We start from the raw sequence: 15311 nt of genomic DNA on the forward strand, positions 1-15311 counted from the left end.
TTACATTTGTGCAACATTGATCAATGTAAGATGTATTTCTTTTTAATATGACGTAGGATTAGCCAACTAATTTACATCTTTGTAAGCTTGTGTTTAATGCACTTGTGAGGAAGACATGAAAAAACTGTTTAAAATTATCGGCACGCTATTTAAATGGAGCTGGAAGTTAATCAACTTTATCCGCCTCGCTATCTTTAATTTGTTTTTCTTTGTAGTTATTGGGCTGCTTTATCTAGGCTATAACCAATCAACCGAGATTACCGCACCACCAATAGTCAATGAAGCTTCTGCGTTAATTGTTAATCTTTCCGGTCCAATAGTTGAGCAAAGAAAGTACATAAACCCGATGGATTCAGTAACAGGATCGGTTTTGGGACAAGATCTGCCTAAAGAAAATGTACTGTTTGATATTGTTGACACTATTCGCTATGCCGCGGAAGACGATCAAATATCCGGATTGATCCTTAGTTTAAAAGATATGCCAGAGGTGAATCTCACCAAACTTCGCTATATTGCAAAAGCGATTGATACCTTCAAAGAGACCGGTAAGCCGGTTTATGCCGTCAGCAGCTTTTACAATCAAAGCCAATATTATCTAGCCAGTTACGCAGACAAAATATACATGGCACCCGATGGCGCGGTAATGCTGCGTGGTTATGGCACTTTTCCTCTGTATTACAAAACATTACTCGAAAACCTAGACGTGAATACGCATGTATTTAGAGTGGGTACCTATAAATCTGCCATTGAGCCTTTCATTAGAGATAATATGTCCGATGAAGCCAAAGCATCAGCATCAGCATGGTTAACTCAACTGTGGCAAGGATACGTTGATGATGTGGCAAGTAATCGACAAATTAACGTTAACGCAATCAATCCTTCTATGGATGAATTTCTTACCAACTTAAAAGCCGTCAATGGTGATTTGGCTAAACTTGCTCAAAAGCTTGGCCTTGTTGATAGTTTGGCTACTCGACAACAAGTGCGTCAAGAAATGGCCGATATTTTTGGCCAAGAAGGGAAAGACAGTTATAAAGCTATCGACTATTACAATTACCGACATACGGTGATCCCAACTTACCAAAGTACCAACAACGACATTGCGGTTATTGTTGCTAGTGGTGCCATTATGGATGGAGTACAACCAAGAGGCACGGTAGGTGGAGACACTATTTCTAGCTTACTTCGACAAGCACGAAACGATAACAGCGTAAAAGCGGTTGTACTTCGCGTGGACAGTCCTGGCGGTAGTGCTTTCGCTTCGGAGGTTATTCGTAATGAAGTAGAAGCGATCCAAGCGGCAGGTAAACCGGTTGTGGTATCAATGTCGAGCTTAGCTGCATCTGGCGGTTATTGGATTTCTATGGGCGCGGATAGAATCATCGCTCAGCCGACTACTTTAACTGGGTCAATTGGTATTTTTAGCGTGATTACTACTTTTGAGAAAGGGCTAAATAACCTTGGTATCTACAGTGATGGTGTAGGTACTACGCCTTTCTCTGGTATTGGAATTACCCGTGGTATCCCTAAACAAGCCAGTGAAGCCTTCCAACTAGGTATTGAAAATGGATATCAACGCTTTATTAGTTTAGTGGCTGAAAGTCGTGGTATGCCAATAGAACAAGTTGATCGAGTTGCGCAAGGTCGAGTTTGGACTGGTTTAGATGCATTAAATGCAGGATTGGTTGACCAGCTAGGTGATTTTGATGACGCCATCACAAGCGCCGCAGAGCTGGCGGAGATCGAAGAATATAACCTATATTGGGTAGAAGAGCCTCTGTCTCCCGCTGAACAATTTTTACAGCAATTATCAGAAGGTCTTAATGCATCGTTTGGACTGAATATTTCTAGCTTCATTCCAAAAGCATTTCAACCAGTTACCAATCAGCTACTCGCCGATAGTACGTTACTCAGTACTTTTAATGATCCTAAAGGTTATTATTCACTCTGTTTAACCTGTCAAGTCGAGTAATAACGCGCACGCGCTTAATTATTTGCCGCTTTAGTTTTTGATGCATTAGTTTTCAATGTATTAGCTAACGCGGCCAATACAAATAGGCATAAAAATCGACTAATTTAACTAGGTGCTTCGTACACCTATTTTTATTTAACTAGCGAAAGCCTATAATCCTCGTCTACTCATATCGACAAATCAGAACAACAAAATGAAAAAACATATCTATATCGCATACACTGGCGGCACAATAGGCATGCAGAAGTCAAATAATGGCTATATTCCTATCGCTGGTTTTATGGAAAAACAGCTGGCTGCTATGCCAGAGTTTCACCGTGAAGAAATGCCAAGTTATACGATTCATGAATACGATCCATTAATTGATTCTTCTGATATGTCACCAAAGGACTGGCAATACATCGCTGACGATATAAAACGCAACTACGACAAGTATGATGGATTCGTTATTCTACATGGTACAGATACGATGGCGTTCACCGCGTCGGCGCTGTCTTTCATGTTTGAAAACCTAGCCAAACCGGTCATCGTAACCGGTTCGCAAATTCCGCTTGCTGAGATGCGATCCGATGGGCAGGCGAACTTGTTAAATGCGCTTCATATCGCCGCAAACTATCCGATCAATGAAGTTACGTTGTTCTTTAATAACCAGCTAATGCGTGGTAACCGAAGTACCAAGTCACACGCTGACGGATTTAATGCGTTCACATCCCCTAACTTTCCTGCCTTACTTGAAGCAGGAATAAATATCCAAGTAAATCGCAGCATTGTGGTCGATAAAAAACCCAGTGGTAATTTTAAAGTGCATGAAATCACACCGCAGCCAATTGGCGTGATCACCATGTATCCCGGAATTTCACATGAAGTCATCAGAAATACCTTACGACAACCAGTAAATGCGATGATCTTACTCACTTTTGGTGTTGGCAACGCACCGCAAAACCCACAATTACTTGCTCACTTGAAAGAAGCATCAGATCGCGGTGTTATTGTGGTTAATTTAACTCAATGCCTTGCAGGCAAAGTGAATATGGGTGGCTACGCTACAGGCTGTGCATTAGCGGAATCAGGAGTGATTAGTGGCTACGATATGACCGCAGAAGCGGCATTGGCAAAGTTACACTATTTATTAAGTCAAAAATTAAGTTATGAACAAATAAAACAACAAATGCAACAAGTACTTCGAGACGAAATGAGCATTTAGTTAAACACAGCAACGGTTAATGGTTTATAGCCAACAATGGTTAGCCGCAAGGTTTATTGGATGTAGTTTGCTGTTAACCGTTTGTAAGCTTGTGGTTAACAGCGTTGTTTTCATAGCAGGAAACTAAATCCGTACATAAAGGTAAATTAATCATTTAGCTTGGTACGGATAATATCCTCTGCATCAGTCGAAAAATCTTTTTTAAACTCAGTTTTCGATTTAAGTTTAATTTCACCACCAGCCGCAACCGACATATGCTGAGGATCGGTGTTGTATTTTGCCTGATAAAGCATCACTGCCTGCATACAGGAATCCCTCTGAGCTTTGGTGAGAGTTTGTCCTTCCGGCCATTTGCCTGTTTCGACAGCATATTGTAATCTTTGATATGCTTCAGGTGTAATAGCATTTAGTAACTCTTCTTTGTTCACAGCATTTATTTCCTTTTCTTGACTTTGAGCTAGACATCAAGTTAGCTAGAGTTTTTTAATAGTCAATCTAGACCCACTAAATAGTTGGATCTGATCACAAGCATTAAATATGAATATAAAAATAATCATTATATTACTATCGTCTAATCTACTTTTGCTAGGGTGTTTTGACAACCGCATGAACACCAACGAACTGTGTGCTAGTAATCCTGCGTTACGTTGTGATCAGCTTAATTTAGACGATGGACAATGCCGAGTCATCAGAACCAACCTCATTTGGCATCGCAAAGATACCCTTGAATCCCCTACCGACAACAATATCATTAAAGAATTTAATCTTGTTAGCGACTATCATCAATGCCTAGAACTTGCGGCTCAGATTGAACCCAGTAAAGCTGGAAATAAAAAAGAGCAACGCTTTAAAGCTTTATTACATTCCATTGACGAGGAAAAACGACTACTAAACGAATTATCAACGCACGACTCACCAGAAGCGCTGTACTTTCTATGGACTCAAGGTCAAGGCAGTGCCATGCGAAAATTTTTAAGTCTAGAGGGAAGTAAAGCCCTTGAAACCGCAGAAATGCAGTATGCATTAGCCACGTACTACATTAGTCGAGATCTAGACAAAACGTTAGTGTTATTGAACCACGCCTTAGAACTCAGCAAAGAAGCTACGCTTAATATCGATATCTTAGAAGGATTAGCCAGTGTTAACCACAAACTGCAACAAAAACAACGTGCTTATGTCTGGGTATTAGTGAGTAAAGAATTTGGGGTAGCAACCACATCAGAGACACGACTAAATGTTCTATACGATTTTTCCGAACAACAAAAAGCACAATTTGAAAAAACCGCAGAACAAATTATTAAGGCAATAAAAAACGATAGCTACAACGATTCTCTGATATCAAAAATAAGCAAGTAACTACAGATGAGAGGCACTCATTACATGCTAATGTATTTAAATAGCTACATTACATAGTTATAAATTATCGCCCAAATACATAGTAATGAAACAGCGCAGATATGAAACAAAAAAACACCAACGCTCTAATTAATCACTCTTTTTATCTGATTTACTGAAAGTTAATGACACTGAATTAACGCAATATCTGTCACCTGTTGTTGGGGGCCCATCTGGAAACACATGCCCTAAATGGCTATCGCAGTTAGCACAACGAATTTCAATTCTTTTCATACCATGACTGGTATCTTCTAAATAACGAACAGCAGAATCATTAATCGCCGAATCAAAACTTGGCCAACCACATCCTGAGTCGTATTTATTATCAGAGTGAAACAATGGAGAATGGCAACAAGTACAGTAATATTCTCCAGATTGATGATTATGTAATAATTTCCCAGAAAATGGGGCTTCAGTCTCCTGCTGACGACAGACACGAAACTCTTCATCAGTCAATGACTTACGCCACTCTTGGTCTGTAATATTGGCTTCTTTACTCATATTTATTAACTTATTTCCTGTCTTAAGCTACATATTATTATTCGATTTCTTAACAATAAGTTGTTAATTTATTGCGTTGTAGCACATAATTGTATACTCAAATACTTGTTCGTTGAACTGTAGCCAGTGTTTAACACTTTGGCAACAGTTCGTAAGTAACAAAAACTGGCAAATTAGACAAAATATCGCCACTTGTGAAACTAAGTAAGAAAAAGCGGTGCTTTTTTTTGACTTTAAACAAGATAAGAACGATTATCTGTTGCAGATAATTACGGTATTCTGTAATTTTACTACCAGTTTATAATTCATCAAAAAAGTTGTGGAGCAACTAATAATGACTATCAAAGTAGGTATTAATGGTTTTGGCCGTATCGGTCGTTTTGTATTTCGTGCATCTGTAGAACGTTCTGACATCGAAGTTGTTGGTATCAATGACTTAATCGACGTAGATTACATGGCTTACATGTTGAAATACGATTCAACTCACGGTCGTTTCAACGGTACAGTTGAAGTTAAAGATGGCAACCTTATTGTAAATGGTAAAACAGTACGTGTAACTGCTGAGCGTAACCCAGAAGATCTAAAATGGGATGCAATCGATGTTGACGTTGTTGCTGAAGCAACAGGTCTTTTCCTAACTGACGAAACTGCACGTAAGCACATCACAGCAGGCGCTAAGAAAGTTGTTCTTACTGGCCCTTCTAAAGATGCGACTCCAATGTTTGTTATGGGCGTAAATGACAGCACTTACGCTGGTCAAGATATCGTTTCTAATGCTTCTTGTACTACTAACTGTCTAGCACCTGTAGCTAAAGTTCTTAACGACAAATTCGGTATCGAATCTGGTCTAATGACAACTGTTCACGCTACTACAGCAACTCAAAAAACTGTAGATGGTCCTTCAGCTAAAGACTGGCGTGGTGGCCGTGGTGCTTCTCAAAACATCATCCCATCATCAACTGGTGCAGCTAAAGCAGTAGGCGTTGTTCTTCCTGAACTAAACGGTCTTCTAACTGGCATGGCTTTCCGCGTTCCAACTGCAAACGTTTCTGTTGTTGACCTTACTGTTAACCTTAAAACAGCTGCATCTTACGAAGCTATCTGTGCTGCAATGAAAGAAGCATCTGAAGGCGAGCTTAAAGGTGTTCTAGGTTACACTGAAGACGCAGTTGTTTCTCAAGACTTCATCGGCGAAACTCAAACTTCAGTATTTGATGCTGCAGCGGGTGTTGCCCTAACTGATAAATTCGTTAAAGTTGTATCTTGGTACGATAACGAAATCGGTTATTCAAACAAAGTTCTTGACCTAATTGCTCACATCTCTAAGTAAGCATTAGTTTAAGGCTTTCTTTGAAAGCGTAAACGTAAAAAGGCGGCCAATGTGTCGCCTTTTTTGTTTTTGATTTTGATTTTGATTTTTAGGAGTTTTCGTTATGGAAAAATATCTTCCTGTTGTCGGTCCTTTGTCGGATCACATTACCGTTGTAGAAAAAAATGGCATCAAAATTCTTAGAGTTTCCCACCCAAAAGCGACAGCAGATATCTCTCTGCACGGTGGCCATGTGGTTTCATTTACCCCATCCGGTCACAAAGATGTCCTATGGTTAAGTGAAGAAACAGGTTTTGATACTAAATCGGCTATTCGCGGCGGAATACCAGTATGTTGGCCTTGGTTTGGTCGTATTGCAGCACCAGCACATGGCTTTGCCAGAATTAGTCAATGGAGCTTAGCAGAGCATAGAGAAACTGAAAGTGGCGTCATTATCTGTCTCACTCTTGAAGAAAACCAACAAACATTGGCTATTTGGCCATATACTTTCCAAGCTCGCCTGTATATTGAAATAACCGAACAACTAAAAGTGACCTTAGAAGTAAGTAACACCGATAATAAAGCGTGGCAGTTTTCTGGTGCATTACATTCTTATTTCAACATTGCTGATATAGGTGAGTCTATTACGACAGGAATGGGACCAGTTTATTCTGACAGCTTACAAAACGGTAAAGTATGCCAGGGCGGAGCCGAGCTTCAACTAACCGATACTGTTGACCGCGTTTATACGCAGCCTGAAAGTACCATTCACATTAGCGATCCTCAAAATGATCGAACAATTATGATCAAAAATAATGGTGACAATGCTGCGGTTATTTGGAACCCTTGGATAGATGGGGCAAAAGCCATGGGTGATATGGCAGAAGATGGGTACAAAACTATGCTATGCGTAGAATCCACCTACCATGCAACTAGTCTAGAGACAGGTAAAACACTTCAGCCGAATGAAACGTACCAGATCTCAACTGAAATCAGTGTGTTGTAAATATAAACACTAAGCAAGTGCAAAGAGCGAATCTGTATGTCAGCAGAACTCTTTGCACATTTATACGCATATTTTCATCGTATCAAATACAGTCGATAGATCCGTTATGCACTCGAAATAGATCCTACATAACGTTACAATTAGGCATTATTTTTATCATTTAAGTGACTCATGCTTTATCAATGCCCTCTCTGCTTAGAACCTCTCAATCAACAGTCGCACTCATTTCGTTGTGTTAACAACCACCAATTTGATATAGCCAAAGAAGGTTATGTCAATTTAATTCCAGCCAATAAAAAGCGCTCCAAAAATCCTGGTGACAATGCTGAAATGATGCAGGCCAGAAGACGCTTCTTAGATGGAGAGCATTACGCTCCCTTAAAAGATAGAGTAACCACACTGTGTCATGACCAACTCAAAACTGAGCCACCATGGCATGCACTCGATATTGGTTGTGGAGAGGGGTATTATACCAATCAGCTGGCAACACAGTTCAAATTGGCTAATGTTCAATCTGTAATATATGGACTAGATATTTCAAAAGTCGCTGTACGTTATGCGGCAAAAAAATACCGCCATTGCCACTTTTCAGTTGCATCTAGTCAGCACCTACCGTTCTTAAACCACTCTCTCGATCTCATTTTGCGTATTTACGCACCATGTAGCCCTGATGAAATCAATCGGTGCATAAAAAATAATGGCTTACTGGTAACGGTTACACCCGCTAAACGACATCTGTACCAACTAAGAGAACTCATTTACGATCAAGTTCGACTGCATGATGAAGAAATTGAAACTGTAGAAAATTTCTCACTAGAATATGAAGAAAGACTTAGTTACCCAATGAAGCTAGATAGCGACTCCGCGTTAGACTTATTACAAATGACACCATTCGCTTGGAAAGCGACCGAAATAACTCGTAACAAACTGATTAATAATAATTTATTTACTTGCGAAGCTGATTTTATGATTAGAATTTATCGTAAAAATAGCTAACAAAATTCATGTTATTGCCCACTGAACCTTATTACTTAAGAGTTGGTCTGTTTATTGCTTAATTTGTTATCAACAATAAAGCGGCAAATAGTTCTAAACTATTTGCCGTCAATGTCGATACATAAATACTAAACCAATATATTGAGGCCAATTATGACGCCAGTAGGGAACGCCAACGCTTCAACTGTACCAGTCAGTCAAACAAAAACAATGGCTGCTGAACTACAGTCAATAGATACCAAGCAACCGCTCACTCAGGTTAAAGCTGAGCAAAACAAAGTAACGTTATCCAATGAAGGTAAGGCACTACTTTCAGCACTTCAGCAAATAGATAAAGAATCAAAACAAACTGAGGAATCTAAGCCGAGCAGTGTGGAATCCTTTGCGCACGGAGCATTGGGCCTCAACCATCCGGGCGAAAGTGAAGAAAAAGAAGATAGCAGTTATTCTGCCGGGCAATTTGTAAAAGGTGCCTTATCTGTTGGTGCTGTTCTTCTAGCCGTTTTATAATACTGTCATAAATTCTATAGCTTTAAACTACACACCATTAAACGTTATTGATTAGGGAATATAAACCGAAGCAAACAGATGGCGGTAAACCACTAGTCGCCCATAACGACTACCAAATAGTGGGTGGCAATTGTTGTCGAACGACCTATCGACAGTTTAATTGTGCCTCACGCAATGACTGACTGCTTATTTACCTAAAAACACATCCAAGAAATTCAATACAAGCAAGAGCTTCGCTTGAGTCAGACTAAACCTTTCGGTTAAGATGTTGTATTCGAACCTTAAGATACCATCCAAAGTAAAAATTATATGAGAAAAGTAACAATCATTGATGTGGCTACTAAAGCCGGTATATCTAAAAGTACCGTATCTCAGTATCTTAATGGTCGATTTAGTCACATGTCAAAAGAGACCAAAGCGAGAATTAAAACCGCAATTGAGGAGCTCAATTACATTCCCAATCCTATCGCTCGCAGCTTAAAAACCGACAAAACTAAAAGTATTGGGGTAATTGTTCGAGACATTACTGGTTTTAATACCAGCAAGGTTATAAGAGGTATCGATGATTATTGTAAAAAATATGGTTACAACGTATTGATATACAACACGGACTTCAATCCAGAAATAGAGGCGCAATCTCTAGCCACGTTAAAACAACTGTGTGTCGATGGTATTATCATTACTTCTACCGGTAAAAACATGCATCTTATCGAGCAGTACGTACAAAATAAGTTTCCATTAGTACAATTTCAGCTTGAATATGATCAATTTGAAACCAACATCGTTCTCTCTGACTATAAAGACGCCGCGTTTAAAGCTACCGAGTATTTAATACAACTCGGCCATCACAGAATCTGCTTTTTAACGCAAAAATTCGACCAATATCATTCAAGAAATGAAAGGTATCAAGGTTATGTATCGGCGTTAAAGCAGTACGGAATTCCAGTTGATGAAAAACTGATTCACTTTTGGAGTAGAGAACAAGGCTTTGCTCACTCCCCTAGTGCGATTATGCAGTCTCAAGCAGCGCCTACCGCATTTTTTACTCAACATCTCGCCATAACAACGGATCTACTGAAAGACTTAGACAAAAATAATATATCCATACCTAACGAAGTGAGTGTGGTCGGCTTTGATGAGATCCCTATGGTCGAACATTTTAAAGTACCAATCACCGTTATAAAGCAATCACCTTATAAAATTGGCGAAGAATCCGCTCGGTTGCTGATTAATTCATTAGAAAAGAAGGTAATGGAGACCAGCAAAATTATCGTTCCCTGCACTTTAATTAAAAGGCAATCTTGCCAAACATTAAAGCACTAACCTATAAAAATCACGGCTCATTACGACTGATTTCTATGGCGTCTCGATTTGGATGATTTAGGATGTGGTCTTCCCAATTTACCACATCGATTTCATATACAACCTTACCTCGAACGCTTTCACCTGCAGCGTGCATGGCGGATTTAGAGCCAGTGATCAAAGGATGCCACTCTGGTAACGGTTTGTTTTCTGAAAGAAGTCGGTACGAACATGTTTCTGGAAGCCAATGGAATTCGGAGATTTTATCTCGGCTCAGTTTCAAGCATTCTTCACCGGATTCAAAACGATTAGGGTAATCTTTACAACCGCACGTTTTGCTATTCAACCAACTACACGCCACATTGGTATAATAAACAGCCTCTGTATCTTCATCCATTAGTTTATGCAGGCAACACTTACCACAACCATCACAAAGAGATTCCCACTCAGTTTCTGTCATTTCTGCTAAGGTTTTTTCTTTCCAAAATGGCATGGTCATTGACGCCTACTTAATCTAAATATGGGGGGAGATTTATACCTATCTAACCACTAAAGTGCAAGCGCCAGGTGGGTAAAGTATAAAAATAGTTACTGAACGATTGTAGGACTTTTGTTAGTATCCTGTCCTGTTTATTGATTCGAGAATAATTAATCTATGCAATGTCGATTAGGTTGTGGGGCATGTTGTATCGCACCGAGTATTTCATCATCAATTCCTGGCATGGAATCGGGAAAACCCGCTAATGTGCGTTGTATTCAACTGGATGATGATAATTTGTGCAAGTTATTTGGTTCGGATCAACGACCAAAAGTATGCCATGATTTTAAAGCATGCTCGTCAATTTGTGGGGACACTCGACAACAAGCTTTGTCAAATATCGAAGAACTCGAACGTCTTACCTAACTGTAATTAGCTATCTTATATTGTAACTACTATGCAATGAATTAATTAACTGTAGTCCAAATAAACAAAAAGGCTACATTCTGTAACCTTACTTGCTATTTCCTAAATCACAATTTTTGTCGACCAAGCAATGAATGAGATAACGTTGTACCATCGACCAATTCCAGCTCTCCACCAACAGGCACGCCATGTGCAATACGGCTTACGTTAACCTCATGAACATGACAGATATCTGCAATGTAATGTGCCGTCGCTTCGCCTTCTACTGTAGGGTTAGTTGCTAAAATCACTTCCTTAATATTGTCTTGCTGCAAGCGATAATCTAGCGTATCCAAGCCAATATCACTAGGACCTATCCCATCTAAGGGCGATAAATGACCCATGAGTACAAAGTAACGGCCTGAGTATTGACCAGTCGCTTCCACCGCAGCTATATCAGCAGGGCTTTCGACCACACAAAGCTGACCATTTTCTTGTCGTTTAGGGTTAGTACAAATATGACACGTTTCATGTTCGGTAAACGTGCGACATTCGTTACAATGACCAATTTCTGTCATCGCTTTAGATAGCGCATCTGCAAGCTGCAAACCGCCTTTTCTATCTCGCTGTAATAAATGAAAGGCCATACGCTGTGCTGATTTGGGACCAACCCCAGGTAAGCATCGTAAGGCCTCCATTAATTGTTCCAGCATGTGACTGGTACGCATAATTCGCTACTTCAGTTTAAAATGGCATTTTCATACCCGGCGGCAATTGCATCCCACCGGTCACTGAACCCATTTTTTCTTTTTGCGTTTCTTCAACTCGACGAGCAGCATCATTGAATGCAGCAGCGATCAAATCTTCTAACATCTCTTTGTCATCTTCCATTAAGCTTTCATCAATATCTACACGACGAACGCTATGAGAACCAGTAATAGTCACTTTAACAAGGCCAGCACCAGATTCACCGGTAATTTCCATGTTAGCAATTTCTTCTTGAAGCTTTTGCATGCGATCTTGCATTTGCTGGGCTTGCTTCATTAAATTGCCCATTCCGCCTTTACCACCAAACATTTTCAATCTCTCTGGTTAAGTTAATTAATAGTAATTTATTACACTAAATATGGGGTCGAAAAAATTATCTTCAACCCTTTAAATAGGCCTGACACTGTCTAAATCAATTTCTGCTGAAAAGCGCGTTTGTATGAACTGAACATTCTTATCTTGCTGCAATATTTGATGCGCAACTGTTAATTTTTCTTGGTAAATCGCTTCTCGAATCTCAAGTGGCGTTTGCCCTTTATCACTTTGTTCTACGGTCAAGCTACACTCTTCTCCGAGTAGTGAATTTAAGGCTTGCAATAACTCACTTTGAGCACGATCTTTATTAAGATGAGCATGACTTGGTCTGACATGTAACACAATCGTAGAACCGCGCTTTTCATAAAAAGAGTTGAGTGCCAATTGTTCAACCAATTTCGACACATCCAGTTGTTGAATTAAAGCGGACCATTCGTCTCTAGCAACCGACTCTCGCACTAATTGCTCCATCATTTCCGGCGTCTTTGTGTGCTCAAGTGCTCGCTTTATTTGTGTGGGAGTCAGCTCACTTTTTTCTTCAGTAGCACTATGTGGCGCGGTCGACTTCCATTGATAAGGTTCGTTATTACTCTCAACAAAACCTTGCTCAACAGCGCTGTGATTATCGGCACCTTGAGTGGTGACCATTTCAGCATTATTGTTTTTTTCTACTTTTTTTGATGGCACAGGCGACGTCGCGCTCTTTGCATGCTGTTGAGTTACCCGCTCAATTGCACTTGTGTTTGACGTCGCTTTAGGCTTTTTTCCATTATTCTCCGTCGCAGATTTAGTACTAGAAGTACTTGCTCTTTTAGAACGCAATTGATGTCTCAACCCAACAAGCGGGGATTTACTCGTCTGTGGCGATGAATGATTAGGCGCACTTTCTTGCTGTACTGAACTAGCTTGCCGCTTATCATAACCTTGCGGTCTTACTTGCCCAGCAACATTCGGTTCAACAACTTGTTGCATTTCTGCTGGTACATAATCATTCGCATCATACTCATCTGGTGCAGAAGGATAATCGTGCTCCAACGGCATTGGAGGTTGCTCATTAAGTTGAGCTTTGTGCCTATTGTTCGTTTGTGCTGAACTGATGAGAGAGGATGAGCTTGAAGATCTCGCGGTTACGGGCGAACTTGCAACAGGACTTACCCTTTCGGTTAACGGCATGTTTGTGCTAGCTTGTTGATTAGGTTTCGTTACATGGCTCTGTTTAGCTAATAAATCGGCAGACTCTGGCTGACTAGTGGGTAATTGAATAGCAGTTGCAACATTTTCTTTTGTAGGATGAAAAGCCATCATCCGCAACACTGTCATTTCTAATCCCATACGAGCCGTTGGTGCATATGGGAGATCTTGTCGACCTTTTAAAGCAATTTGATAATACAACTGCACATCTTGAGGCGTTAAATTTTTGCCAATATATTTGATTTTTTCAGCATCAGGTTTTGACTGATCTAATGTGCTAGGTAAGGCTTGATACATCGCGATACGATGCAGTTGACTGGCCAATTCTTGTAATAAACCATCCCACTCTATACCATTTTCCGCCAAACGTTGAACCAAAGCCATTGCGTTTTCTACTTGCTTACTGGCCATCGCTTCTAACAGTTGAATGGCTTGATCGGTATCCATTGTGCCTAACATGACTGAAACAGTTTCGGTTGAAACCGTTCCATTACCTAACGCTATAGCTTGGTCGGCTAAACTTAACGCATCTCGCATACTACCATCAGCCGCATGAGAAATCAGACCTAACGCACGATGCTCGGTTGCTACCTGCTCTTTTTTTAAAATAGTATTCAACTGCTCATGAATAGTATCGGCATTAATAGGCTTTAGATGAAACTGCAGACAACGCGAAAGTATCGTAACAGGGAGTTTTTGTGGATCAGTGGTCGCGAGTAAGAATTTTACATATTCTGGCGGTTCTTCTAGTGTTTTTAAAAGCGCATTGAAACTATGCCGTGACAGCATATGAACTTCATCGATTAAATAAACTTTAAATCGGCCTCGAGCAGGTTTGTATTGGACGTTATCCAATAATTCTCGTGTATCTTCAACTTTAGTGCGTGAAGCAGCGTCTATTTCTAATAAATCGACAAACCGACCTTCATCTATTTCTTTACATGTGCCGCACTGCCCACAAGGTTTTGCAGTAATCCCTATTTCGCAGTTAAGCCCTTTAGCAAACAAACGTCCAATTGACGTTTTTCCTACACCACGAGTACCGCTAAATAAGTAGGCGTGATGAAGTTTGTTCTGAGCTAATGCATTTTCTAATGCCGTTAAAACATGAGACTGCCCTACCACTTGATCAAACTGTGAAGGGCGCCATTTACGTGCTAAAGCTAAGTAACTCATTCAATATTTCCAACGTAAATTGACGTGGTATAGGTCAAAACTAAAAGGCTGCTTACTGGGAGAATATCAATGAACAGCTTAATGTCCTTCGAATTCGCAAATACTGTATACATCAATACCGAGTTCTTCAAGACGTTTATCACCGCCAATTTCTGGTAGATTTATAACAAATGCAGCATGATCAACAGTGCCTCCAAGCTTACGAATTAACTTGGTTGTCGCTTCAATCGTACCACCTGTTGCTAATAAATCATCAACAACTAAGACCTTGTCGCCTGCGACAATCGCATCAGTATGAATTTCTAATATATCGGTACCATATTCTAGCTCGTAAGACTGCGCAATAGTCGCTCTAGGCAGTTTGCCCGGCTTTCTTACTGGTACAAATCCCACACCAAGCTCTAATGCTAAGGGCGCACCAAAAAGAAAACCACGCGCTTCCGTGCCCACTATTTTGTTGAAGCCCATATCTTTATATTTTTCTACGAGCAATTGAATTGTTGCTTGATAAGCATCGGCATCTTCCATAAGGCTAGTTACATCACGGAACAAAATACCCGGCTTTGGATAGTCAACAATGGTTTTGATACTTGCTTTAATTAATGAAATCGTTTCAGTAGTCATAATAATTCAAATTTTGTTGTGGTTGACTTATGTCGTATCACTGCAATCTATAATTAACTCATACAGACAATTAATAGTGTGTAAAACGCAATACTGGTCACCGACAATACAGAAAAACAAATGCCCACTCCGAAGAATGGGCACACTTCCTCATTATGT

At 40.1% G+C, this 15311-nt stretch carries 16 protein-coding genes; 9 read left to right on the forward strand and 7 right to left on the reverse strand.

Features of this window, described 5'->3' with window-relative positions:
• The first annotated feature begins 115 nt into the window (after nt 1-115).
• Both sppA and ansA read left to right on the forward strand, forming a co-directional pair.
• On the forward strand, nt 116-1972 hold the full coding sequence (gene sppA / locus R3X26_RS01865; RefSeq protein ID WP_317715409.1) for a signal peptide peptidase SppA: 1857 nt from the start codon (nt 116-118) through the stop codon (nt 1970-1972).
• A 193-nt stretch (nt 1973-2165) separates the two neighbouring features.
• Nucleotides 2166-3176 (forward strand): asparaginase, encoded by a 1011-nt coding sequence (gene ansA, locus R3X26_RS01870; RefSeq protein WP_317715410.1) that lies wholly within the window; start codon nt 2166-2168, stop codon nt 3174-3176.
• 146 nt (nt 3177-3322) lie between these two features.
• On the opposite strand, the gene R3X26_RS01875 is transcribed toward ansA, so the two are convergent.
• A complete protein-coding gene (locus R3X26_RS01875; RefSeq protein WP_317715411.1) occupies nt 3323-3604 on the reverse strand; it encodes a YeaC family protein in 282 nt (93 codons plus the stop codon).
• 109 nt (nt 3605-3713) lie between these two features.
• On the opposite strand from R3X26_RS01875, the gene R3X26_RS01880 reads away from it, so the two are divergent.
• Nucleotides 3714-4532 carry a DUF2989 domain-containing protein gene (locus tag R3X26_RS01880; protein ID WP_317715412.1) on the forward strand — a complete coding sequence of 273 codons (819 nt, stop codon included), beginning with the start codon at nt 3714-3716 and terminating at the stop codon, nt 4530-4532.
• A gap of 129 nt (nt 4533-4661) precedes the next feature.
• On the opposite strand, the gene msrB is transcribed toward R3X26_RS01880, so the two are convergent.
• A complete protein-coding gene (msrB, locus tag R3X26_RS01885) occupies nt 4662-5072 on the reverse strand; it encodes a peptide-methionine (R)-S-oxide reductase MsrB (protein WP_317715413.1) in 411 nt (136 codons plus the stop codon).
• A gap of 334 nt (nt 5073-5406) precedes the next feature.
• On the opposite strand from msrB, the gene gap reads away from it, so the two are divergent.
• The 5 genes from gap to R3X26_RS01910 all read left to right on the forward strand — a co-directional run bounded on the left by gap (nt 5407) and on the right by R3X26_RS01910 (nt 10216).
• A complete protein-coding gene (gene gap / locus R3X26_RS01890; protein ID WP_317715414.1) occupies nt 5407-6402 on the forward strand; it encodes a type I glyceraldehyde-3-phosphate dehydrogenase in 996 nt (331 codons plus the stop codon).
• A 103-nt stretch (nt 6403-6505) separates the two neighbouring features.
• The gene (locus tag R3X26_RS01895) at nt 6506-7387 is read left to right on the forward strand and encodes a D-hexose-6-phosphate mutarotase (protein ID WP_317715415.1); all 882 of its coding nucleotides are present in this window, start codon (nt 6506-6508) and stop codon (nt 7385-7387) included.
• A 171-nt stretch (nt 7388-7558) separates the two neighbouring features.
• Complete coding sequence (rlmA, locus tag R3X26_RS01900; RefSeq protein ID WP_317715416.1) at nt 7559-8383, forward strand: 23S rRNA (guanine(745)-N(1))-methyltransferase; 825 nt, start codon at nt 7559-7561, stop codon at nt 8381-8383.
• Nucleotides 8384-8536: 153 nt separating this feature from the next.
• Nucleotides 8537-8893 (forward strand): hypothetical protein, encoded by a 357-nt coding sequence (locus R3X26_RS01905; protein WP_317715417.1) that lies wholly within the window; start codon nt 8537-8539, stop codon nt 8891-8893.
• Between the two features lie 309 nt (nt 8894-9202).
• Nucleotides 9203-10216: a LacI family DNA-binding transcriptional regulator gene (locus R3X26_RS01910; RefSeq protein ID WP_317715418.1), complete on the forward strand. Its 1014-nt coding sequence runs from the start codon at nt 9203-9205 to the stop codon at nt 10214-10216.
• Nucleotides 10217-10226: 10 nt separating this feature from the next.
• Here R3X26_RS01910 and R3X26_RS01915 read toward each other — a convergent pair whose 3' ends face one another.
• Entirely contained in the window at nt 10227-10694 is a 468-nt protein-coding gene (locus tag R3X26_RS01915) for a YcgN family cysteine cluster protein (protein WP_317715419.1), read from the reverse strand.
• A 156-nt stretch (nt 10695-10850) separates the two neighbouring features.
• Here R3X26_RS01915 and R3X26_RS01920 point away from each other — a divergent pair, with 156 nt between their 5' ends.
• Nucleotides 10851-11099 (forward strand): YkgJ family cysteine cluster protein, encoded by a 249-nt coding sequence (locus tag R3X26_RS01920; RefSeq protein ID WP_317715420.1) that lies wholly within the window; start codon nt 10851-10853, stop codon nt 11097-11099.
• A gap of 107 nt (nt 11100-11206) precedes the next feature.
• Here the strand turns inward: R3X26_RS01920 and recR are convergent, their stop codons facing one another.
• The 4 genes from recR to apt form a co-directional block, all read right to left on the reverse strand.
• Nucleotides 11207-11806, reverse strand: coding sequence for a recombination mediator RecR (gene recR / locus R3X26_RS01925; RefSeq protein ID WP_317715421.1), 600 nt, complete (start codon nt 11804-11806; stop codon nt 11207-11209).
• Between the two features lie 16 nt (nt 11807-11822).
• On the reverse strand, nt 11823-12155 hold the full coding sequence (locus R3X26_RS01930) for a YbaB/EbfC family nucleoid-associated protein (RefSeq protein WP_272133858.1): 333 nt from the start codon (nt 12153-12155) through the stop codon (nt 11823-11825).
• Between the two features lie 78 nt (nt 12156-12233).
• On the reverse strand, nt 12234-14528 hold the full coding sequence (gene dnaX / locus R3X26_RS01935; RefSeq protein ID WP_317715422.1) for a DNA polymerase III subunit gamma/tau: 2295 nt from the start codon (nt 14526-14528) through the stop codon (nt 12234-12236).
• A gap of 78 nt (nt 14529-14606) precedes the next feature.
• Nucleotides 14607-15152 carry an adenine phosphoribosyltransferase gene (gene apt, locus R3X26_RS01940; RefSeq protein WP_317715423.1) on the reverse strand — a complete coding sequence of 182 codons (546 nt, stop codon included), beginning with the start codon at nt 15150-15152 and terminating at the stop codon, nt 14607-14609.
• Between the last annotated feature and the right edge of the window lie 159 nt (nt 15153-15311).

This window comes from Vibrio sp. TH_r3 (assembly GCF_033101115.1).
GTDB lineage: Bacteria > Pseudomonadota > Gammaproteobacteria > Enterobacterales > Vibrionaceae > Vibrio.